At 62.1% G+C, this 20,375-nt stretch carries 17 protein-coding genes; 5 read left to right on the forward strand and 12 right to left on the reverse strand.

The window, feature by feature from the left end; genetic code table 11:
• Positions 1-2 precede the first annotated feature (2 nt).
• Positions 3-323, forward strand: coding sequence for a hypothetical protein (locus H3H55_RS29865; protein WP_193101333.1), 321 nt, complete (start codon positions 3-5; stop codon positions 321-323).
• A 42-nt stretch (positions 324-365) separates the two neighbouring features.
• On the opposite strand, the gene H3H55_RS29870 is transcribed toward H3H55_RS29865, so the two are convergent.
• From H3H55_RS29870 to H3H55_RS29895, 6 genes are all read right to left on the reverse strand, one after another.
• Entirely contained in the window at positions 366-962 is a 597-nt protein-coding gene (locus H3H55_RS29870) for a pyridoxamine 5'-phosphate oxidase family protein (RefSeq protein WP_193101334.1), read from the reverse strand.
• A 98-nt stretch (positions 963-1,060) separates the two neighbouring features.
• On the reverse strand, positions 1,061-1,240 hold the full coding sequence (locus tag H3H55_RS29875; protein ID WP_193101335.1) for a hypothetical protein: 180 nt from the start codon (positions 1,238-1,240) through the stop codon (positions 1,061-1,063).
• A gap of 12 nt (positions 1,241-1,252) precedes the next feature.
• Entirely contained in the window at positions 1,253-2,452 is a 1,200-nt protein-coding gene (locus H3H55_RS29880) for a PLP-dependent aminotransferase family protein (protein ID WP_193101336.1), read from the reverse strand.
• Positions 2,453-2,645: 193 nt separating this feature from the next.
• On the reverse strand, positions 2,646-3,614 hold the full coding sequence (locus H3H55_RS29885; RefSeq protein WP_129516513.1) for a hypothetical protein: 969 nt from the start codon (positions 3,612-3,614) through the stop codon (positions 2,646-2,648).
• Between the two features lie 108 nt (positions 3,615-3,722).
• Positions 3,723-5,366: a DUF2334 domain-containing protein gene (locus H3H55_RS29890; RefSeq protein WP_193101337.1), complete on the reverse strand. Its 1,644-nt coding sequence runs from the start codon at positions 5,364-5,366 to the stop codon at positions 3,723-3,725.
• Positions 5,367-5,378: 12 nt separating this feature from the next.
• Positions 5,379-5,675 carry a hypothetical protein gene (locus tag H3H55_RS29895; protein WP_193101338.1) on the reverse strand — a complete coding sequence of 99 codons (297 nt, stop codon included), beginning with the start codon at positions 5,673-5,675 and terminating at the stop codon, positions 5,379-5,381.
• A gap of 948 nt (positions 5,676-6,623) precedes the next feature.
• Between H3H55_RS29895 and H3H55_RS29900 the strand changes: the two genes are divergently transcribed.
• A complete protein-coding gene (locus H3H55_RS29900) occupies positions 6,624-8,582 on the forward strand; it encodes a glycosyl transferase family protein (RefSeq protein ID WP_226800403.1) in 1,959 nt (652 codons plus the stop codon).
• On the forward strand, positions 8,579-10,273 hold the full coding sequence (locus tag H3H55_RS29905; protein ID WP_193101340.1) for a bacteriophage N4 adsorption protein A: 1,695 nt from the start codon (positions 8,579-8,581) through the stop codon (positions 10,271-10,273). Before H3H55_RS29900 ends, H3H55_RS29905 begins: the two co-directional genes overlap by 4 nt.
• 35 nt (positions 10,274-10,308) lie before the next feature.
• On the opposite strand, the gene H3H55_RS29910 is transcribed toward H3H55_RS29905, so the two are convergent.
• Positions 10,309-11,256: a hypothetical protein gene (locus tag H3H55_RS29910; RefSeq protein WP_413463996.1), complete on the reverse strand. Its 948-nt coding sequence runs from the start codon at positions 11,254-11,256 to the stop codon at positions 10,309-10,311.
• 607 nt (positions 11,257-11,863) lie between these two features.
• Here H3H55_RS29910 and H3H55_RS29915 point away from each other — a divergent pair.
• The gene (locus tag H3H55_RS29915) at positions 11,864-12,274 is read left to right on the forward strand and encodes a GNAT family N-acetyltransferase (protein WP_193101341.1); all 411 of its coding nucleotides are present in this window, start codon (positions 11,864-11,866) and stop codon (positions 12,272-12,274) included.
• A 150-nt stretch (positions 12,275-12,424) separates the two neighbouring features.
• Here the strand turns inward: H3H55_RS29915 and H3H55_RS29920 are convergent, their stop codons facing one another.
• Together H3H55_RS29920 and H3H55_RS29925 are read right to left on the reverse strand one after the other, a co-directional pair.
• Positions 12,425-13,093, reverse strand: coding sequence for an HAD family hydrolase (locus H3H55_RS29920; RefSeq protein WP_193101342.1), 669 nt, complete (start codon positions 13,091-13,093; stop codon positions 12,425-12,427).
• A 171-nt stretch (positions 13,094-13,264) separates the two neighbouring features.
• Positions 13,265-15,565 carry an NADP-dependent malic enzyme gene (locus H3H55_RS29925; RefSeq protein ID WP_048251766.1) on the reverse strand — a complete coding sequence of 767 codons (2,301 nt, stop codon included), beginning with the start codon at positions 15,563-15,565 and terminating at the stop codon, positions 13,265-13,267.
• Between the two features lie 135 nt (positions 15,566-15,700).
• On the opposite strand from H3H55_RS29925, the gene H3H55_RS29930 reads away from it, so the two are divergent.
• The gene (locus H3H55_RS29930; RefSeq protein WP_193101343.1) at positions 15,701-16,672 is read left to right on the forward strand and encodes a LysR substrate-binding domain-containing protein; all 972 of its coding nucleotides are present in this window, start codon (positions 15,701-15,703) and stop codon (positions 16,670-16,672) included.
• Between the two features lie 88 nt (positions 16,673-16,760).
• Here H3H55_RS29930 and H3H55_RS29935 read toward each other — a convergent pair whose 3' ends face one another.
• The 3 genes from H3H55_RS29935 to H3H55_RS29945 all read right to left on the reverse strand — a co-directional run bounded on the left by H3H55_RS29935 (position 16,761) and on the right by H3H55_RS29945 (position 20,111).
• Positions 16,761-17,525, reverse strand: a complete 765-nt coding sequence (locus tag H3H55_RS29935) for a hypothetical protein (RefSeq protein ID WP_226800405.1) — start codon at positions 17,523-17,525, stop codon at positions 16,761-16,763.
• A gap of 103 nt (positions 17,526-17,628) precedes the next feature.
• Positions 17,629-19,209 carry an isocitrate lyase gene (locus H3H55_RS29940; protein WP_129516504.1) on the reverse strand — a complete coding sequence of 527 codons (1,581 nt, stop codon included), beginning with the start codon at positions 19,207-19,209 and terminating at the stop codon, positions 17,629-17,631.
• Positions 19,210-19,721: 512 nt separating this feature from the next.
• Positions 19,722-20,111: a hypothetical protein gene (locus H3H55_RS29945; protein WP_193101344.1), complete on the reverse strand. Its 390-nt coding sequence runs from the start codon at positions 20,109-20,111 to the stop codon at positions 19,722-19,724.
• Positions 20,112-20,375 lie beyond the last annotated feature (264 nt).

Here is a 20,375-nt window from a genome sequence, read left to right on the forward strand (position 1 = left end):
CGATGCTCGATCTCGATCACCCGATGACCCCGTATATTCTCGAAGCCGCCAAGGTCGAAGACCGGATACGGCACGCGCTTCTCGCGTGGCGCGACGCACCTGAATCCGGGCAAGCCGCGTCGGCTGCCGACGAAATTGCCGAGCGGCTCATTCCGCTGCTGCGTACGCTCAACGACGAACACTTCGGCGCCGATCCAGGCATCGCCGCGACGCTGAACGAACTTCATGTCGCCGTCTGCAACGGCAATCCCGAGACGAGCTGGAAAATATTCGTGCAACTGACCGCCGGCCCGGGCAGGAATTTCGGAACCTGGGCGATATAGCGCCGGGAGGCGATCCGATGCAACGGACCACCCTGAGCACGCTCAGGGTGCAATCCAGCGGGATTCGTAACCGCTTTCGTTCAGGTCGAATACCGCGCGACGATGGCCGGCGCGCGCCAGTTCGAGCCAATCGAGGCGTTTGACGGTCACGTGCAGCAAGCAGAAGTTTTCGTAGCCGTCGTCGGACGCCGCGGCGCCCTCGTTCGCCGCGACATGCGCGGCTTCAGGCGACGCGACCGGCGTGCCCGGCGGCAACGGTGCGCGATACAGCAGCAGCGTATGCGGACGGCTCGATTGCCAGATCGCGCGCCGTTGCGCTTCGTCGTCGCAGATCGATGCCACCCCTTCCGCACGAATCTGCACGAGCGCATCGAGATCGTTGGCGACGAGCGCGATGCGCGGATCGCGGCGCAGCTCCGCGACCTTCTCCGAACGCGCGTCGGTATGAAACGACAGCACGCGATCGGCACGGCTCACCTGGCGCAACACGATCGTGCGCACCTTCGGCGCGCCGTCGACGCCGAGCGTCGCGGCCTGCAGCATCGTGAACGGCGAGCGCTGCACGCTGACGCCGGATTCGAGGCAGGACCACAGGCGGTCGTACGTTTCCGTGAGCGATTCGGAGGCGGTGTCGGACATGATGGAGGAACGGCGATCGCATGGGTTTCGATCGCGCAAGCTTAACCGTTTGCTTCGGCGGCGGCACCCACGCGGCGCGCCGGCCGCCGCCGCGCAGGTCAGTTGTAGCCGAGCACCACCGGCGCGGCATCACCCGCATCGGTCGCCGGCTCCGCGCCGAAACGGCCGAGCACGTCGGCGACATACTGCGGCCCCGCGCTGATCTGCGACGACCGATGTTCGACCGGCCGGTTTTCGCCAGCGCCCGACGGTACCGTGTCAATGACGGTGAGTTTCATGTTCAGGTCTCCTCACGCGGCCAATGCCGCTTCATATGCGCGCACGAGGCGCGCCACGCCTTCCCGGATCGCATCGACGTCCGGCGCGGCGAACGACAGGCGCAGCGACGCCGCGTCGACGTTGTCCGCGAAGAACGCCTTGCCGGGCACGAACACGATCTTGTTCGCGATCGCCTGTTGCAGCAGCACGTCCGACGACACCGCGCCGATCCGCGCCCACACGAACATCCCGCCTTCGGGGCGATGGAATTCGATCGCATCGCCGAAGCCGTCGCGCAGCGCGTCGCACATCGCATCGCATTTGCGCTGGTACGCGGCCGTGATGCGCGGCAGATGGCGTTCGAGTGCGCCGTCGGCCAGATATTCGGCAGCGGCCGCCTGCGTCCACGGCGTGCTGCACAGATCGACCGTCTGCTTCGCGATCACGCAGCGCCGCGCGATCTCGGCCGGCGCGATCGTCCAGCCCACGCGCAGCCCCGGCGCGACGATCTTCGACAGGCTCGCGAAATGCACGATCCAGTCGCGCGCACCGTCCACTTCGTCGGCCAGCGCGAGCATCGACGGCACGGCTTCGCCCGCGAAACGCAGGTCGCCGTACGGATCGTCCTCGATGATCAGGAAACGGTATTGCACCGCGAGACGCAGCAGCGTCAGCCGGCGTTCGCGCGTGAGCGTCGCGCCCGTCGGGTTCGCGAAGGTCGGGACCGTGTAGAGCAGCTTCGGCTGGGCGATCGCACCCGATGCGAGCTGGGCCGCGAGACGATCGACGTCGAGCCCTTCCCCGTCGACCGGAATCGTCACGATACGCGCCTGCTGCAGACGCATCGCCTGCAGCGTGGCCGGATAAGCCGGCTGTTCGGTCAGCACCACGTCGCCCGGCGACACCATCACGCGCAGCAGCAGGTCGAGGCCCTGCTGCGAGCCGGTCGTGACGAGCAGTTCGGCCGGCGTGCACGCAACGCCGCGACGCGCCATCAGCGCGATCAGTTGCTGCTTCAGTTCGGCGAGGCCGTCGGTCGGGCCGTATTGCAGGCAGCGCACGGGCTGCGCGTACGCGCGTTCGGCTGCCGTGCTCAGCCCGTCGACGTCGAACAGGTCGCTGGCCGGATAACCGCCCGCGAAGGAAATCATGCCCGGTTCGGACAGGTACTTGAACAACTCGCGGATCGGCGAGCCGGCGGGATTCTGGAATGAGGGAGTGAACGCGTACATGTCGTCGTGAGCTGGATGGCGCGGACGGCCGGGATAGCCGTCAGGTACCGGCCACCGCGGCGCTTCTGGCGCCACGGCGGCGAATTCGAGCCACGATTGTCGATAGTCATTAAGGCCGCGGCAAACGATATCTATGCACTAGGTCTTGCGGTTTGGTCATCAAATGGGGCGGTGACGCCGGGGTGGCGCCGACTCAGTGCGCGGTCCCCGCAGGCTCGGCCGGAGGCGGCTTGCCCGTCCGTGTCGTGAGCGCGCGCGTGAGGTCGTCCGACACATAGTGGGGGCCATCGAACAGATAGACCTGATAGCCCCGATAGGCCAGCAGCTGCTTGCTCAATTCGTCGGCGCTGGCTGACCGGAAACCGCCATGCTCGGCCGGCCGGAAGGCCTCGGCGATGACCCGCACGCGCCGTTTGCCCAGGCGTGCCGTCAGCTCGTCGAGGTAGGTACGCGCGACGGACGGCTCGCGGGCATAGACGCCGCAGCCGTCCTGGAAGAACACCCCGACGTCGGCGGGCAGCCACGCTACGAGCCAGTCCGTCAGCGCCTTTCCGCCGATATTGGTCTGGTCGTAGACGCTCACCCAAAGCGGACGCGGCAGCCGCTGCAAGATCTCGGCGAGCTTGGGCGCGTCCTGCCAGGTCGGATCGATTTCGACCGGGAAGTAGTAGCCGGTGACATGCAACGGGATCGGCGCGCGTGCGATCTCGACGGACTGGTCCGCGAGCGTCGACAGATGGGTGCGCGCACGTTTTTCGTCCTGGTAGCCGGCCAGGCCCAGGATCACGTTTCGGGCCCACGGCTCGCGGCCGATGCGTTCCCAGTCGGGAAGGTGCGCCGCGGGTCGGATGCGGGGGTTGGCAACGTACGCGGTATCGTCGACGACGACCCATTGAACCAGCAGATCGCGCACGCCGAGCACTTGCCAGTTGCCGACGGGATTCGTCGTCGTGTTGTCCACCTGCCAGACGATGCCGTCGGCGTGAACGTCGTGCGCGGTCCAGCTGCATGCGGCCACGACGAGCGATGCGCCGATTGCCGCGAGCGTCGCCGCCCGCGGCGAACGCGGCGCATCAGCGCGCCGGCGCGGTCGCCCTGCCAGCCGGAAGCGGCTCATACGCCGTTGAAGCTTGCGCAAGGCCGGGACGACGGACGTGGTCATCGTGTTGGCTCCCCGGAAACGTTCTTGCGTGTCATCGTAGCCGACCCAACGCAAACGTGCGACCCGCATTGCCGATGCGGGTCGCACGGAGCTGCCGTCACGCTCGCGTCACTTGGCCGTCGTGCCGTCCACGAACTTGTAGCCGAGATTCGTAATGCCGTTGACCAGGCTCTGGAAGTCCTTGTAGGCCGGCAATCCGAGTTCGGGTTCAAGCCAGTACGGGTGGAAGAAGAAGGACGCGAAACCGTCCCGCACCGCCAGACCGTATTGCGCATTGGTGATGAGTGTCTGCCACGTGTACGTGATGCACGAGAACGGGTCGATGTTGCAGATGTTGTACTGGATACTGCCCATGTTCTCCGGAATGATCCGCTCACCGTAGTAATCGGAGTTGATGATGTACGGGAAAAACTGCCCGGCCGAAAAATCCTGGTTGGCCGCACCCGTTCCGAGCTGCGGATTGGTCGCGGTGTAGTAGACGGCCCGCTGGAACGTCGTCGGGAACGTGATGGCTGTGGCGGCCGCTGCGTTCGGCGACATCTGGTACTGCGGTGCGGCCCAGCCGACGATCTTGTAGCCGTTGGTCGTGAACTCGAGGACGCCGGCGGCCATTCTGGCTTCCGCCCATGGGATGGAGTCCTCATCGACAGGACGGTTCTGGACCGCAAACCAGAACTCATAGTCGCTGCCGCTGACCGCATTCTGGAGGTTCGGCGTCGAATCGTACTGGTGCGTATAGCCGTGCATCACGATCGAGCCGCCACGCGCGATCGCGTAGTTCAGCGCACTCTTGAGGCCCGTTGCCTGCGCAAGGTGGATCGTTTCCGGCACGCCGCCGTTGTAATAGCCGTTCGGATCCGTATACACGGGAATGGTGGCCATCGTGAACGGGATCTTCTTCGAGTACAGGAAATTCGTCAGCAAGGTCATCGAACTCGTCGTCGTATACGCGTCGAGGTCCTCCAGGCGGACGAGCGCACGGTGATTCACCGGTGCATTGGTCTGCAGGATGTCGTGCAGGATGTCGCATATCACCAGGTATCGATCCGTCGGCCCGATGTAGGAAAACGGCACATCCGCGAAATACCAGAGCTTGCCCGAGCGCATGACGTATGGCGCGGTTGCGCCGCTCACGCTGTTCTTGATCGTGACGAGTGCTTGCGCCTTGGTGGCATCGACGACCTGGGTCAGCCCGACATCCGGGTCCGCATTGATCGCGCCGGTCGACGCGTTATACGCGTAGTACTTGACCATCGGCAGGTTCTTGTACGTGACCGTATCGTAGAAGCCCGGATTCGGATTGCTCGACGATGGCGTCGTGTTTAACCCGGCGATGCCCTGGAAGCTGAACCCGTAGGTCTGGTTGAAGGTATAGGCCGTGTTCCATGCCAGCTGCCACAAGTTGTACTTGAACCAGACCACGGTTTTCGTGGCGGTCATCACGTCGCTCATGAACGCCGTCGGAATCGGGTTGTTGTAGTAGTCGCCGATGTAGAACGTGACGTCGTGGTTCGCGACCATCCCGGCCGTGTAGTTCTGGATCGGAACCAGATCGACCGTCGCGTTGAAGTGGCCAAGCAGGTTCCGCAACATGATGCTGTACATCAGGCCCAGCTTCGAATACGGGTCGTTGGCCGGGTTGTCGTACAGCACGAGCGTATGTGCAGTGGTGGCCTGCGCGTGCGCCGTGCTCGGCAACGTCATTTGCGCGAGTCCGGCAAGCAGGGCTATGACGAGCAAGATCTTTTTCATGGCCGTTTCTCCCTAGTCGCGTTGCACGTTGCCTGCGTTGGCCTTGACGGACTTCCTGTCGAACTTGGGACGCCCTGTCTCCTTGTATGCCTTCTCCCAATCTTCGTCGGACATCCCCGCCTTCACCTGGGCCTGGGCGGAACCGTTCGGTAACGGAGGCGGCTTGATCTTGTGGCCGGATGAATTGCTTGTCTCCTGCGCACTCGCATCCTGAACCGCGACGGTGAAGGCGAGCGCGGAGATTAATGTGACGAGTGATCCGACGGTGCTCAACCCGCGCCCAAAATATCGATTGCGATGAGAAAGCATGATTTTCATCCTTTGATATACAAAATAAGTTCATCTCGTTGGCAAAACGAGCACGGCGGCGTGCCATTCATAATCGGGGCGTTATGTCGTTATTTGTTTCACGCCTGATACCGGATAAAAAATCCCGGATTGGATAGTTCGGTTGTCAAGCTAGAACCGTACCAACGGTCGCAAATGGGCGTAGGACCAAGGCACCGGATTTGACGTGTCGCGGCGACCCGAAATTGTCTCGATAAAACGTTTCAGGCATGCAACGCGGCCGATTTCACGAATTTAATCTGACAAACGGGTCAATCTTGTTCGGACGATTCAGGGAAAACCAGTTGCTCCGTGCGCGCTGAAGATTGCGGCGCGGCACTCGACTCGGTGGCAAGCACATGCAATGGCGGTTCAACGCAAATCTTTCCGGCCAGCGATCACATGAATCGCGTGACGCGTTCCCGATTGCAGCAGTCAGGGTCTGGCAAAGGGTTGGAAAATCACTTTTCATCGGATCGATCGACCGCGTGTTTCAGCACTGAAACATTTGGCTCGGATTCGGCGAGACGATCGCGCGCGGCACCTCTCGACGCCCGGAAGGTCAAGGGCGGCGCGACGATGGCGCACGACTTGCTTTATGAGCAGTGTATTGAGTAGACGGTAAACGGGGCGTGCCGCGAGGAGCTGAATCGAGCGTGGCTGCAAGCGTTGAAAAATACGGGGACGGAGGTACGCAAGCGCAAAAACCGGCTTTCAAAAGTCACCCACTGAACATGTTTCATCTTTAGCGATGTTACGTGGTCGCATCGAAAAAAATCGAGGCCGGATCGAGCCTTTTTCGAGCGACGGAAATGAATGTGGCGCGAGCCGCGAAGTGGGCGTGACGGGGTCGACGAGGACGAGGATGGTTTCGTCCTGCGTTGGATTGCGGGAGACGAACGACATATAAGAGAAAATCGCGGATAAATGATGGACAATACAATATGGATTGCATATTTATATGCACTTAACGTTATTGCCATTATGACCGCAATCGTCATCTTGGTAAGCACACTGGATGACCTTACGCTGGACGCCTGTTACTGGTCTTTCGAGATCGGGCGCATGCTGCGTCGCGAAAAAACACAGACGATTGATATCGGCATGCTGCGCGCCCAGGAAGAGCGTTATTTGGCGCTGATGGTGCCGGCGTGGAAAGAATATGACGTGATCGCCAAAATGATCGAAAACACATTGGCGACCATCGAATACGAGCGATATGTCATTTTCGTCGGCACCTATCACAACGACGCCGAAACCACGGCCGAGGTCGAGCGGATGGTTCGCCGGTATCCGGGCCGCGTGACACGCGCGACGGTCATGAACGACGGGCCGACCTGCAAGGCCGACTGCCTGAACTGGATCATCGAAGCCATCCTGCGCTACGAAGCGACTCACCATATTCAGTTCGCGGGCGTCGTGATGCACGACTGCGAAGATGTGATTCATCCGGTCGAACTCAAATACCTCAGTTATGCCGTTGCGGACAGCGACCTGGTCCAGCTTCCCGTTCTGTCATTGCCGCGGAAATGGAACGAGTTCGTGGCCGGCTGCTATATGGACGACTTCAGCGAAACGCACCAGAAGGACGTGCCGGCACGAGCCCGCTTGACCGGCGTCGTCCCGGGCGCGGGCGTTGCGTCCTGCTACAGCAGGCGCGCCATCGAAGCCGCAATGAAAGAGCGCGACGGTTGTCCGTTCAACACCAGCTCGCTGACCGAAGACTACGACTTCAGCTTTCGGTTGAGAGACCTCGGGATGAAGGAAACCTTTGCCCGCTTTCCGCTTTCGGATATCACGCACGACGCAGGGGCCAGGCGTGCAAACGGCAGAGTCGCCAATCGAAACCTGCTGGCCACGCGCGAGTATTTTCCGAAGACATTTCGTACCGCATATCGACAGCGTGCGCGCTGGATTCTCGGCATCTCGTTTCAAGGCTGGGAACAACTCGGCTGGAAGGGCAATTTCCTCACCCGCTACATGTTCTTCCATGATCGCAAGGGCATCGTGACGTCGCTGTTTTCGGTGATTGCCTATGGCGTGCTGATCAATTTCGTATCGATTTCGGCGCTTCAGCAGCTCGGCCATGTCGTTCCCGTCAGCGCCTCTCTCGTCACGGTGGGCGACTGGATGGCCCCGCTGCTCTGGGTGAACACCGTCATGCTGGTGGTCCGTGCCGGGCAGCGCTACTACTTTGTCAGCAAGCTGAACGGTCCGGTCCAGGGGCTGCTGTCGATTCCGAGGATGTTCGTCAACAACCTGATCAATTTCTATGCGGTTTGCCGGGCATGGCGCATCTATATCGGCCACCTCGTAAGCGGCAAGCCCATCGCATGGGACAAGACCAGCCATACCTACCTGTCGAACGCCGAGCTCGGAAAAGCGCGCCTCAAGATTGGCGAGATCCTCGTCGGTTGGGGTGTGGTTTCACTGGAGCAATTGCAGGCAAGCCTGGAGAAACAGCTGACGTGCGGCAAGCGGCTGGGCGAACTGTTGATCGAAATCAGCGCGATCTCCACCGAATCGCTGGCGGATGCAATCGCGGAACAAGCGGAACTCCCCCGCGTGAGCCTGGGCAACGTGGCGGTCGGCCACTTCGCGGACTCGCTGGCGTTCGAGCTGCAGTACGCGTATCGGGCGGTCCCGTTTTCGACCGCGGACGACGGCACGTTGAACGTTGCGGTCGGGCGGCCGCTTACGTCGGACGAACAGGATGTCGTGCGACGCGGCGCGAAGGCGAACGTCGCCTATTTCATTGCCTGCGATGCCGAGATTGCAGCCGAACTCGCCCGACACTCGCGCTTCGTCGAACTCGCACGAGCACGCGACGCCGATGATGCAACGTCGCACGGATCCCTGGTGAATAAACCGTCGGGAGAACAGGCATGAAACACTCCCGACTCCCGATCCCGGCCGCCCTCTCGCGCTGCATCCGGCTGAGCGCCCTGGCGCTCGCCGTGTCGCTGGCCTGGCAAGGCCCGGCCTACGCCGCGCAGCCGCTCACCCGCAACGCTTATCGCCTCGCCGATAGCGCGTACAAGGCGATCAGCGCCGGCGACCTGCCTCGCGCGGAAGACTATGCGCGGCGCGCCCTCAAGATTCAGCCGGGAAGCGAACAGCTCGGGCTGCTGCTCCTCGACGTCTACAAGCGGGAAGGAAGGATCGACGAAGCGGATGCGATGGTGGAATCGTTGCGCGTTCGTTTTCCGAAGAGCGCGGCGGTCATGGCCGAGCATGGTTACCTCGCGCAGCGGCAGCAGCGTTACGACGTCGCGTGCAGCGATTTCTCGGCCGCCGTCGCGACGGGCAAATGGAGCAAGGAACAGCAGCGCAACCTGCGTCTTGCGTGGTCGGACAGCGCGCTCGCGGCGAAGCGTCCGCATGAAGCCGGCGTTGCGCTGGCGCCGTTGGCCGATGAACAATCCGCCGTGGTTCAGCTGCGTATCGCGCAGTTGAGCCTGATGTCCGGCGATCGCGACAGCGCGATCCGCGTGGCGAATCTCGCCGCCAGCGACGCGACGACGGACGGCGAGCGGAAGATGGCCGAGTCGATCGTGGCGCAGGCCCAGCAACCCGAGCAGTCGCCGGAAACGCCGGTGGACAATACCGCGCAACAGAAGCTGCAGGAGGCCTATGACCTGCTGCGCGAGCACAAGGATCGCGAGGCGCTCGACGCGTTCCAGGAAGGTTTCGACGGCGGCGCGGGCAACGCGATGAACTACGCGGACGCAGGGTATGCGGCCAAGCGTATCGGCTTGAACGAGCAGTCCGTCCAGCTGTTCGAGCATAGTCTCGACGCCGACGAGGACGAACACAAGTTCGACGCGCAGCACAAGTTCGGCTATCGGCGAGAGGTCGAGCAACTTCAGCGCACGTGGGGTTTCGTGCTGAGCGCGCCTTACCAGTCGGCCGCGTTCGGCCCGCAAGGCACCATCAGCGTGCTGCAGCCGGGTATCGAGGCGTACTGGCAGCCACCGAAGATCGGCTATCAGAACGGACGCATTCTCCAGTTCTTCCTGCGCGGATACGGCACGGCCTACGACGGGACGGGCAACGTGACCGGCATGCCGACCGTACAGGGTTCCGTGGGCGTGCGTTACAAGCCGATACCCGACCAGAACGTCGTGTTGACGGCCGAGCGGCTTTTTCATGTGGGCAGCCTGTCGATGACGGACTGGCTGATGCGCCTGGGCTATTCGTCGGAAGCGGGCACCGACCTGCAGGTCACCGAACCGAGCTGGCGCAGCTGGCAGGCCTATGTCGAAGGGGCGTACTTCATCAAGGCAGGCCGATACATCATTTATTCGGAGTTGCGTTACGGGCACACCTGGCGTCTGACGGCGATCAGCGACAGGCTGACCGTCTATCCGCATGCCGCGGTGGCCGGCGATCACGACAACCGTGAGCTGGACAAGACCGCGATCGGTGCGGGCCCCGGTGTCCAGTTCCGGTACTGGTTTCGTGAAGGCAAGTACAGCGCACCGGCGAGTTATCTCGATGTGACGGTGCAATACAGGTTCCCGTTGACGTCAGCGGCACGCGCACGTGGTCTCGTGGTACGCGCGACATTGTGGTTCTAGCCGACTTCGCTGACGCTTGTGTACGGAACGCGCGATTAGTTGGGGGACTTAAGGGTGATGATGGTTTGACGCAGCAGCTGGAAGTACGAGCTCGTCGTGTACGGCAGCATCTGTTCGACGTAGTTCCACCAGAAGAAACCACCGATGAAACGCGGGTCGTTCATCGTGTTGACCATCGGGTAGTACGTCTTGATCAGGTTCTGCTGCACCGACGCCGGCGCGGACGTTTCCGACGTACCGATTTCGCCGAAGCCGACCTTCGCGTTCGGGAAGATGCTTTCGAGCGCCGCGAAGTCGTTCTTCCACGTCGGGTTCAGCCCCGGGCAATCCTGGTACGGGTAGTAGCTGAACAACGCGTAGTCGGCCTGCTGGCGAACCGTCGAGGACAGGAACGTCGTCGGCCAGGTCTTCCAGTAATCCAGGGGCTTCTCCCAGCAGTTGTTGCCCTTGCTGTCGTCGTTGTAGTACAGCGTGATCGCAGTCTTGCCGCCGTTCGATTTCACGATCGTGTTGGCCGCGGCGACCATCTGGCCGATCTGCTGTTCTTCCGAATTGACCACCGAGTTCGTGCCGCTCGGGTTGTTGCGCAGCCATTCGCCGTTGATCTCGTTGGCGATCTCCCACACGTCGACGGTGTTCTTCAGTTGCGACACCAATTCCTGCGTTCGCGCCTGATACGTGGCCAGATCCGTCGGGAAATAGTAAGAATCGTAGACCTCGCCCATCACATACGCGACTGCGTGCAGGCGCAACAACGGAGCGTAGTAGTCGGCAGCCGACGTACCCGGATCGAACACGACACGCACGGTCGGCCGGTACGGCAGGTTCTGCAGCGACGCGATGATGGAATCGAGTTTCGTCAGGTCGTCGAGCGTGACGCCGTAGACGGGATTCTTCAGAGGTTCGACCTGGGCTTGGGCCGACTGGGACAAGGGCAAGAGCCCTGCATACGCAATGCACGCGGCAACGGCCGTGCGCGAGATGTTTTTCGTCAGATTTTTCAAAACGTCCTTCCGTCCTAAAGTAAGAAGAAGCGCGATTTTAGACGAAAATAAAAGCTAATTATCGGACGATATCGACAGAAATGGCGACGGAACGGTGCGAAGCCGGAATCCGAGGCGTGGGTGTCTGCGCATCACGCAGGAGAAGTTGCGACACGATGCCGCAGGGAGATATGTCCAGTATCCCTAAACGAATATCCAACAACATTGGTTCACAAGGCGGTCGAATAGTGATACCGGTCACCACCCGGGTCCTGCTGCTGTGCGATGGATTGCGAACCGATCGTCGCCCTGCTTCGGACGGTCGATCAGGTAGATGCGTCGCGATCGGCTTCGATCGCAGTCAATGCCGCCATGTTCACGATCGGCTGCACCGTCGGGCTGGAAGTGAAGATGTTCACAGGCGCGTCGACGTTCGGACACCTGCCACGACAACAACCGGGACAGCAGCGAAAGCAAGCTATCCTTCCCTCCCACGACCGCGGACTGAATGCGGACGCGCATGCCATTCTTCAATTGAGTTGGTCTGACCTGGCGCTGCTCGACGGGCACGCGCTGTCGACCGGCACGATCACCTGGAAGGGTTCACATGGAGTACGTCATCCATCAGGAAGTACCGTCAGTATCGACCTACATCGAGATTCGCCTCGCTGCCGGGTTGAGCAGAAAGTCGGAACAAGCCGCAACGATCGGGCTGAAGAATGGCCATTTTAGCGTCGTGGCGTACTTGGGGAGTGTCCCGGTCGGCATCGGCCGGGTGATTGGCGACGGCGGGTGCTTCTTCGAGATCGTGGATATTGCGGTATTGCCGGCTCACCAGAAGAAAGGCGTGGGCGATCTGATCATGCAAGCGCTCATGCGCTACGTTCACGAGAATGCGCCGCCGACTGCCTATGTCAGCCTGATGGCGGATCATGGGACACCGAAGTTCTATGAGCGCTATGGCTTCCAGCCGTCAGTGCTGCCTGAAAAAGCGGGGATGTTTCTCCGTATCAAATAACGGAAAGGTCGCGTTCTGCGCGCCAAGCGAGCGGGAAACAACAACTGTTGCCGATCCGAATCAGGCGTTGAACGTTGCTGCACAATTGACTGCTTTCGACCTAAAAGCAGACGCGATTTGCGTGGGCTTGCAACGTCTGGCCGGCTTGCCTTAGCTCAACAGGAATGGCAATGCCTGCTCGAGATCCGGAAAGACAATAGCGCCGCGCGCAGTCAGCACGTCCGCCTTTGGCGGAGTGCCAACGCCAATAAATTCAAGGCCGAGATACTGGGCTACTTCATGGTCCCAACGTCCGTCTCCGACCGAAACGGTACGGCAAGCCGATCCGACACAATAGTGCCGACGAGCACGCTCAACGGCTGCAGCGACAAGATCCGTTCGTGAAGGGTACTGCGACGCCGTAACAAGCAGATCGTCGTCAAACGGGATACCGACAGCTTGTAGTTTCCGCTCGCTGACGCGCCTCACACCTCCAGTCGCAAAGACAATTCCCCAACCTGACGCCATGGCCTCCCGCACGAACATGCCGGCGCCAGGAATTTCCCTGAGTTCCTGGCGGGAAAGTGCGTCCACAAAATGACGATCCACATCCTGTTCGAAGGAAGCGACGCCCGATGCGCTCATCGGGCTCCAACCGTTGGACGACAGTGCGTGTGCAAGGATTCCCGTGTCGGTGTGGTGCGGATAGCGTCCCCAATCAGTGTCGAGGGCCGGCAGTCTCAAGGCCAGCATCGCAGCCAGAAAAGCGGACTGATGCATTGCGACCGAGTCCGTTAGCGTGCCGTCGATATCCAAGACAAGTATGTGTTCAGCTTTCATTGATCACCAGCACATAAAGGCGAATATACGAAACCTAGGGCAACAGCGATTCTACTGTGGAAAATCAACGACGGCGTACGAAGGCAGCCCGTGATTGTGTCGATGACCGAAACTGGCCGATTGCCGATAAAAGTGGGGATGGCCGTAGCCTCCCCCACAAACGCCAATCAATCAGGCAGAAGCACCCCGATTCGCCTCGATCACCGTCAACGCCGCCATATTCACGATCCGCCGCACCGTCGCGCTCGAAGTAAGAATATTCACCGGCGCGTTGACGCCGAGCAGGAACGGCCCCACCGCCACATTGCTGCCCGCCTCGGTCTTCAGCAGGTTGTACGCGATGTTGCCCGCATCCACGTTCGGGCAGACCAGCAGATTGGCCGCCCCCTTGAGCGGCGACATCGGCAACAGCCGCGACCGCAGCCCTTCATCCAGTGCGCAGTCGCCGTGCATCTCGCCGTCGGCTTCGATATCCGGTGCCTGCTCCCGGACGATCTCCAGCGCCCGTCGCATCTTCACGCCCGAAGCCGCACTCCCCGACCCAAAATTCGACCGCGACAGCAACGCCACCTTCGGCGTCAGGTCCAGCCATTCCATCTGCCGCGCCGCGGCGATCGTGAATTCCGCGATCTGCTCGGCATCGGGATTGTCGTTGACGTGCGTATCCACCAGCGCCACCGTCCGCTGGTCGAGCAACAGGATGTTCATCGCCGCGTAGGTCGACGCGCCGGGCTTCCTGCCGATCACTTCGTCGACGAAACGCAGGTGGTTGTGATACTCGCCCACCGTCCCGCAGATCATCCCGTCCGCGTCGCCAAGGCGCACCATCATCGCGCCGATCAGCGTCAGGCGACGCCGCATCTCGACACGCGCCATTTCCTTCGAAATGCCGTCGCGGCACCGCAGTTCCCAGTACGTCGTCCAGTACTGCGGGAAGCGCTCGTCATATTCCGGATTGGTCACCTCGACATCCTGGCCGAGCCGCAGGCGCAGGCCGAATCGCTCGATACGCGCCAGCAGCACCTCCGGACGGCCGACCAGGATCGGACGCGCCAGCTTCTCGTCGACGATCACCTGCACCGCGCGCAGCACGCGCTCGTCTTCGCCTTCGGTGAACACGATCCGCGCCTTGCCGCCGTCGCGCACGAGCCGACGCGCGGTCGCGAACAGCGGCTTCATGAACGCGCCGGAGTGATAGACGAATTGCTGCAGCTGCTCGACGTAGGCGTCCAGATCCGTCAGCGGGCGCGTCGCCACGCCGCCTTCCATCGCCGCCTTGGCCACGGCCGGCGCGATACGAACGATCAGGCGCGGGTCGAACGGCTTCGGAATCAGGTATTGCGCGCCGAACGCGACGTCGTATGCACCATAAGCCGCCGCCACGACTTCGTTCTGCTCTTCCTCGGCCAGCCCGGCGATCGCGTGAACCGCGGCGATCTCCATTTCGCGGGTGATCGTCGTCGCGCCCACGTCCAGCGCGCCGCGGAAGATATACGGGAAGCACAGGACGTTGTTGACCTGGTTCGGGTAGTCCGAGCGGCCCGTCGCGATGACGACATCGTCGCGTGTCGCATGCGCCAGTTCAGGAAAGATTTCCGGCGTCGGATTGGCCAGCGCGAGGATCAGCGGACGCGGCGCCATCGCCTTCAGCATCTCCGCGCTCAGGATCCCGCCGACCGACAGGCCCAGGAACACATCCGCGCCGCCGATCACTTCAGCCAGCTTGCGCGCATCGGTTTCCTGCGCAAAGCGCGACTTCGCCGGGTCCATCAGCGTGGTCCGGCCACGATAGACGACCCCTTCGATATCGGTCACCCAGATGTTTTCGACCGGAAGCCCGACGTCGACCAGCAGGTCCAGGCAGGCCAGCGCGGCCGCGCCGGCGCCCGACGTGACGACCTTCACTTCCTTGATCGACTTCCCGACGACCTTCAGCCCGTTGATGAACGCGGCCGATACGGTGATCGCGGTGCCGTGCTGATCGTCATGGAAGACGGGAATCTTCATGCGTTCGCGCAGCTTCTGCTCGACCGTGAAGCATTCCGGCGCCTTGATGTCCTCGAGATTGATACCGCCGAAGGTCGGTTCGAGGCCGGCGATGATGTCGACCAGCTTGTCCGGGTCGGTTTCGTTGATCTCGATGTCGAAGACGTCGATCCCCGCGAACTTCTTGAAGAGCACGGCCTTGCCTTCCATGACCGGCTTGGACGCGAGCGGGCCGATGTTGCCCAGACCGAGCACCGCGGTGCCGTTCGTGATCACGCCCACCAGGTTGCCGCGGCTCGTGAAGCGGTGCGCCTGCAGCGGATCGGCCGCGATCGCCTCGCACACCCCTGCCACGCCGGGCGTGTAAGCAAGCGCGAGATCGCGCTGGGTCACGAGCGGCTTGCTCGCGACGACCGAGATCTTTCCCGGGGTCGGAAATTCGTGATAGTCGAAGGCTGCCTGCTGCTGCGTCTCGGTCTGTTTCATGTTTTCGGTCCGGGCACGGGCGCCAGGCCAGTCCCGGCGCGATCCATTGAGGTGATTCTAGGGATCCGCCATAAGGGGATGATTCTGTTTTAATATCGGTCCATCACTTTTTCATGATGGTTGCGTGGTCGGCCGATGACATTCGACGCGAACGACGTGGTCAGGCGGCTGAGCGCGCGCCTGAAGATGCGGCATCTGGTGCTGTTGCTGCAGATCCAGCAGCACGGGTCGCTGACGCGCGTCGCGGAGCACATGGCCAGCAGCCAGCCCGCCGTGACGAACGCGCTGTCCGAACTGGAGAGCATGTTCGGCACGCCGCTGTTCGAGCGCTCGTCGCGCGGCATGCGGCCTACCGCGCTCGGCGCGGTCGTGCTCGAACGGGCGAAGGCGATGATCAAGGATCTCGACCACCTCGCCCGCGAGATGGAGACCGTCGCCGCCGGGCATGCGGCGCACCTGCACATCGGCGTGATTCCGTTCATTTCCGGCCAGATGCTGTCGGCGGCGCTCAAGCGGCTGCAATCGCGCATGGAGCGGCGCCTGACCGTGACGATTCACGAAGGCACCAGCGATCAGCTCCTGCTGCAGCTCAAGGACCACAGCGTCGACATCGTGATCGGGCGCGCGTCCTCGGCGATCGATCTGGGCCAGGTTTCCTTTGAAGTCCTGTATCAGCAGCAGCCGCGCATGATCGCGAGCCGGCGTCTTGCCGCCAAACTGGCCCGCACGACGCTGGACTGGAACAAGCTGTACGCGCTCGACTGGATTCTCGGCGCGCCGCATACGCCGATGCGGGAACAGGTGACCGACCTGTTTCTGTCGGCCGGCATCGCGCCGCCCGTGCCGATCGTCGAAAGCTACTCGTCGAAACTGATCGGCGAAATGATCGCGTCGAGCGACGAGGCCGTCTCGATCGTGCCGGCCGATATCGCGGAGGAACTGGTGCGGATTGCCGGCGTGGCGATCGTGCCTTATTCGCTGGTCTGGACGCTGCCGCCCATCGCGCTGTTTACCCGCGCCGCCGACTCGCACGCGCCGGCACGCGATCTGCTCGTCGACGCGCTGCGCGAGGTATGCAAGGCGACGTACGGGGACGCGCAGCGGTAACGCTTCCGGCGCCGGCGTTGAATGGCCCTTCGGGCCCGCCGGAAACGATCATTCGCCCCGACGGATACTCGATGCACCCGCGGCCGGGCTACTGGCCGGCGGCGAGGCGGCGCAGTATTTCCCCACGCTCGGCGCTCAGCACATGATCCGAGCCCTCGCCCCGGTCATAGCGCCTGGCTGTCCGGTAGGAAAAGCGCTTTTTGTACTGACTGGTTGCGGGATCGAACGTCCACGCGTCGACGTCGAAAAAATGCTTGTCGAAGTGACTCTCGTCCTTGGCCCAGACATAGTCGGCCCGAACAAACAGCGGATACGGCGAGATGTCCGGCACCTTCCACATCGCGCGATCGGCCATCTCCGTTTCGGTGATGACCGGCATCAGGTTCTCGATCGTTCCGTTCGCGCCGTAACGCAATACCGCAACGCGCTCCAGCATCCCGCTGCCACCGCCCGAGAACATCCCCGAGAAGAACGCCCACGACCCGCCTGACGCAATCGGCAACCGTTCGGACCGTGGGTTCAGGCCGAACTGATACTGCTCTTTGGTGGAGCCGGGAACCGGAGCCGGTGGCATCTCGAAGCACGGGGCGTGGTCGGGAAGCACGCAGAGTTTCACGCCGGACAGCGGGAGCCCGTCGGCATCGAGCTTGCCTTCCGTCTGGGTGAAGCGCGGGAACGCAGGTTCGCCGGACGCCGCTCGAACATCGGCGATGCCGACGACAGAAATGCTCAAGATCACCCCGAGCGCCTTACCGACCCAGCGCATGCATGCCCCCTCTCTCATGTATTGATTGCCGCGGATTGTCGATGATCCGGCTGCGCCCGTCGAATGGACGGTGGCGGCGCTGCCCATCGAAGCGCACCAGAGCATGTTTGACGAGCACCGCGCGAGCCGGCTCTCCGAACAAAAAAACGCCAACCCGCAGGTTGGCGTTTTGCCTGAGGTACGACCGGTATCAGAACTGGTTCATCGTGTTGTCCTTGCCCGCCGCCTTCAGCGCCGCTTCGCCGCTGAAGTATTCCTTGTGGTCGTCGCCGATGTCCGAGCCGGACATGTTCTGGTGCTTGACGCAGGCGATACCCTCGCGGATTTCCTTGCGCTGCACGCCGGCCACATAACCGAGCATGCCCTGGTCGCCGAAGTATTCCTTGGCCAGGTTGTCCGTCGACAGTGCGGCCGTGTGGTACGTCGGCAGCGTGATCAGGTGGTGGAAGATACCCGCTTCGCGCGACGCGTCGGCTTGGAAGGTCCGGATCTTTTCGTCGGCGAGCGTCGCCAGTTCGGTCTGATCGTATTCCACGCTCATCAGCTGGGCGCGGTCGTATGCCGACACGTCCTTGCCCTCGGCCTTCATCGCGTCGTACGCCTGCTGACGGAAGTTCAGCGTCCAGTTGAACGACGGGCTGTTGTTGTACACCAGCTTCGCGTTCGGGATGACCTTGCGGATCTCGCTGACCATGCCGCCGATCTGCGCGATATGCGGCTTTTCGGTTTCGATCCACAGCAGGTCGGCACCGTTCTGCAGCGACGTGATGCAATCCAGCACGCAGCGCGCTTCGCCCGAGCCGGCGCGGAACTGGAACAGGTTGCTCGGCAGGCGCTTCGGACGCAGCAGCTTGCCGTCGCGCTTGATCACGACGTCGCCGTTGCCGAGTGCGTCGGCCGAGATTTCATCGCAATCGAGGAACGCGTTGTATTGGTCGCCCAGGTCGCCCGGCGTGGTGGTCACGGCGATCTGCTTGGTCAGGCCGGCGCCCAGCGAGTCGGTACGCGCCACGATGATGCCGTCGTCCACGCCCAGTTCGAGGAACGCGTAGCGGATCGCGCGGATCTTGGCCAGGAAGTCCTCGTGCGGCACCGTGACCTTACCGTCCTGGTGGCCGCACTGCTTCTCGTCGGACACCTGGTTCTCGATCTGAATGCAGCATGCGCCCGCTTCGATGAACTGCTTGGCCAGCAGGTAGGTGGCTTCCGCGTTGCCGAAACCCGCGTCGATGTCGGCGATGATCGGCACGACGTGGGTGACGTGGTTGTCGATCTTGTCCTGGATGGCGGCCTTGGCGGCGCCTTCGGCTGCATCCAGCTGGCGGAACAGGCCGCCCAGTTCACGGGCGTCGGCCTGGCGCAGGAACGTGTACAGCTCGCGGATCAGCGCGCTGACGGAGGTTTTTTCGTGCATCGACTGGTCCGGCAGCGGGCCGAACTCGGAGCGCAGCGCAGCCACCATCCAGCCGGACAGGTACAGGTAGCGGCGCTCGGTGCTGTTGAAGTGCTTCTTGATGGAGATCATCTTCTGCTGGCCGATGAAACCGTGCCAGCAACCCAGCGACTGCGTGTACTTGGACGGGTCGGCATCGTACGCGGCCATGTCGGCGCGCATGATCTTCGCGGTGTACTTGGCGATATCCAGGCCCGTCTTGAACTTGTTCTGCGCACGCATGCGAGCGGCGTACTCGGGGCTGATGGCATTCCACGCGCTGCCGTGGTTTTCTTTCAAACCGGCAACTGCCTTGATGTCGTCTTGATACTGGGCCATGTCAATCTCCTGGGAGCAAAGCGCGTTTGAGTAAATGGTTGAGCCTGCCGCTCCGTTTCTCGAAGCGAACTGCATGACTTAATAGTAACGCCGCTTCGATGCGCCCCGGTGAAGTCTTATATAAGACATAAGAGATAATTTCCCGTTAATTTTCAATGAGATAGGCATCCGTTTTTGCGATGCAAAACAAGTTTTCAAGCGGCGAAAAAGGAGCGCAGCGGGAATTCGACGTGGATTCCGCAATGCGAAACGCCCTTTCGGCTGCTGGAGGAAGGCGCAAATACGGATGGCTCGAGCGACGATTGCCGGCGTCGACAGCAGCCCCTCGCGCCAGCCAATAAAAAAAGCCCGACAAAGTCGGGCCAATGAGCGAGATACAAGGAGAGATCCCGCTCACCCCACATCGAGCGGTCACGCCGCGCTACACGATGTCTTTGAGATCCGGGCGCGCATGAACCTGCGATCGATCATCGGTCACCGTACCTGGCCGGGAATGGTTCGGAGAAAAATGGCTATTGAGAAACAGGCGCGCCGGATGACCCGTCCGCCGGCATTGTCGGGAGCGGCACGGCCGCCGTGTTGTTCGAGCCGCCGCCCGTTGCACTCGGGGTGCCCGTGGTGCCGGATTGTCCGCGGCGGCCTCGGTGCGAGCCATGCACGACCGCAGGCTCGCTCGCCGCGATCGGCCGCATCGGTGGATGCGCGATGTACTGAAAGTTTTCATTGATCGCGCTATTGCCCGTGTCGTACTGCGGGTGCACGAACACGCTGCTGACGACGGGCGCACTGGCCTGCGCGAACGCGGCCGGCACGACGAACATCACGGCGCTTGCCGTCGCCGCGCTCAACGCGACGATGCGCACGAGCGAACCGGCATCACGACCTGTCGGGCGTCCTGTCACGTTACGTTTCTCCAATGTGCTTCGGTCGGCGATGGTTCGATCGCCTGTCACGTCCGCTCAAAAAATGGGCCCGCGCGTGAGCGCGCGGGCCGAGCGGAGGTATCACAACACCTTGGGGGGACAAGGCGAAGCCAGTCTAGCCCGTGTCGCCGAAAAGAAGATTTCATGCCGGATTACAGCTATTACCTCATATGACGAAGCAATGGCCGCGTCGTTCGTCAGCCTGCGTAACCGCGCGGCGTGTTGCTCGCCGGCTTCGTTTCG

This window comes from Burkholderia sp. Z1 (assembly GCF_014893795.1).
Classification (GTDB): domain Bacteria; phylum Pseudomonadota; class Gammaproteobacteria; order Burkholderiales; family Burkholderiaceae; genus Burkholderia; species Burkholderia theae.

What these genes read in the sequence shown, in the direction of transcription:
- H3H55_RS29865 (WP_193101333.1), top strand. Translation starts at nt 3, where the DNA reads ATGCTCGATCTCGATCACCCGATGACCCCGTATATTCTCGAAGCCGCC.
- H3H55_RS29870 (WP_193101334.1), bottom strand. Translation starts at nt 962, where the DNA reads ATGTCCGACACCGCCTCCGAATCGCTCACGGAAACGTACGACCGCCTG.
- H3H55_RS29875 (WP_193101335.1), bottom strand. Translation starts at nt 1,240, where the DNA reads ATGAAACTCACCGTCATTGACACGGTACCGTCGGGCGCTGGCGAAAAC.
- H3H55_RS29880 (WP_193101336.1), bottom strand. Translation starts at nt 2,452, where the DNA reads ATGTACGCGTTCACTCCCTCATTCCAGAATCCCGCCGGCTCGCCGATC.
- H3H55_RS29885 (WP_129516513.1), bottom strand. Translation starts at nt 3,614, where the DNA reads ATGACCACGTCCGTCGTCCCGGCCTTGCGCAAGCTTCAACGGCGTATG.
- H3H55_RS29890 (WP_193101337.1), bottom strand. Translation starts at nt 5,366, where the DNA reads ATGAAAAAGATCTTGCTCGTCATAGCCCTGCTTGCCGGACTCGCGCAA.
- H3H55_RS29895 (WP_193101338.1), bottom strand. Translation starts at nt 5,675, where the DNA reads ATGCTTTCTCATCGCAATCGATATTTTGGGCGCGGGTTGAGCACCGTC.
- H3H55_RS29900 (WP_226800403.1), top strand. Translation starts at nt 6,624, where the DNA reads ATGGACAATACAATATGGATTGCATATTTATATGCACTTAACGTTATT.
- H3H55_RS29905 (WP_193101340.1), top strand. Translation starts at nt 8,579, where the DNA reads ATGAAACACTCCCGACTCCCGATCCCGGCCGCCCTCTCGCGCTGCATC.
- H3H55_RS29915 (WP_193101341.1), top strand. Translation starts at nt 11,864, where the DNA reads ATGGAGTACGTCATCCATCAGGAAGTACCGTCAGTATCGACCTACATC.
- H3H55_RS29920 (WP_193101342.1), bottom strand. Translation starts at nt 13,093, where the DNA reads ATGAAAGCTGAACACATACTTGTCTTGGATATCGACGGCACGCTAACG.
- H3H55_RS29925 (WP_048251766.1), bottom strand. Translation starts at nt 15,565, where the DNA reads ATGAAACAGACCGAGACGCAGCAGCAGGCAGCCTTCGACTATCACGAA.
- H3H55_RS29930 (WP_193101343.1), top strand. Translation starts at nt 15,701, where the DNA reads ATGACATTCGACGCGAACGACGTGGTCAGGCGGCTGAGCGCGCGCCTG.
- H3H55_RS29935 (WP_226800405.1), bottom strand. Translation starts at nt 17,525, where the DNA reads ATGGGCAGCGCCGCCACCGTCCATTCGACGGGCGCAGCCGGATCATCG.
- H3H55_RS29940 (WP_129516504.1), bottom strand. Translation starts at nt 19,209, where the DNA reads ATGGCCCAGTATCAAGACGACATCAAGGCAGTTGCCGGTTTGAAAGAA.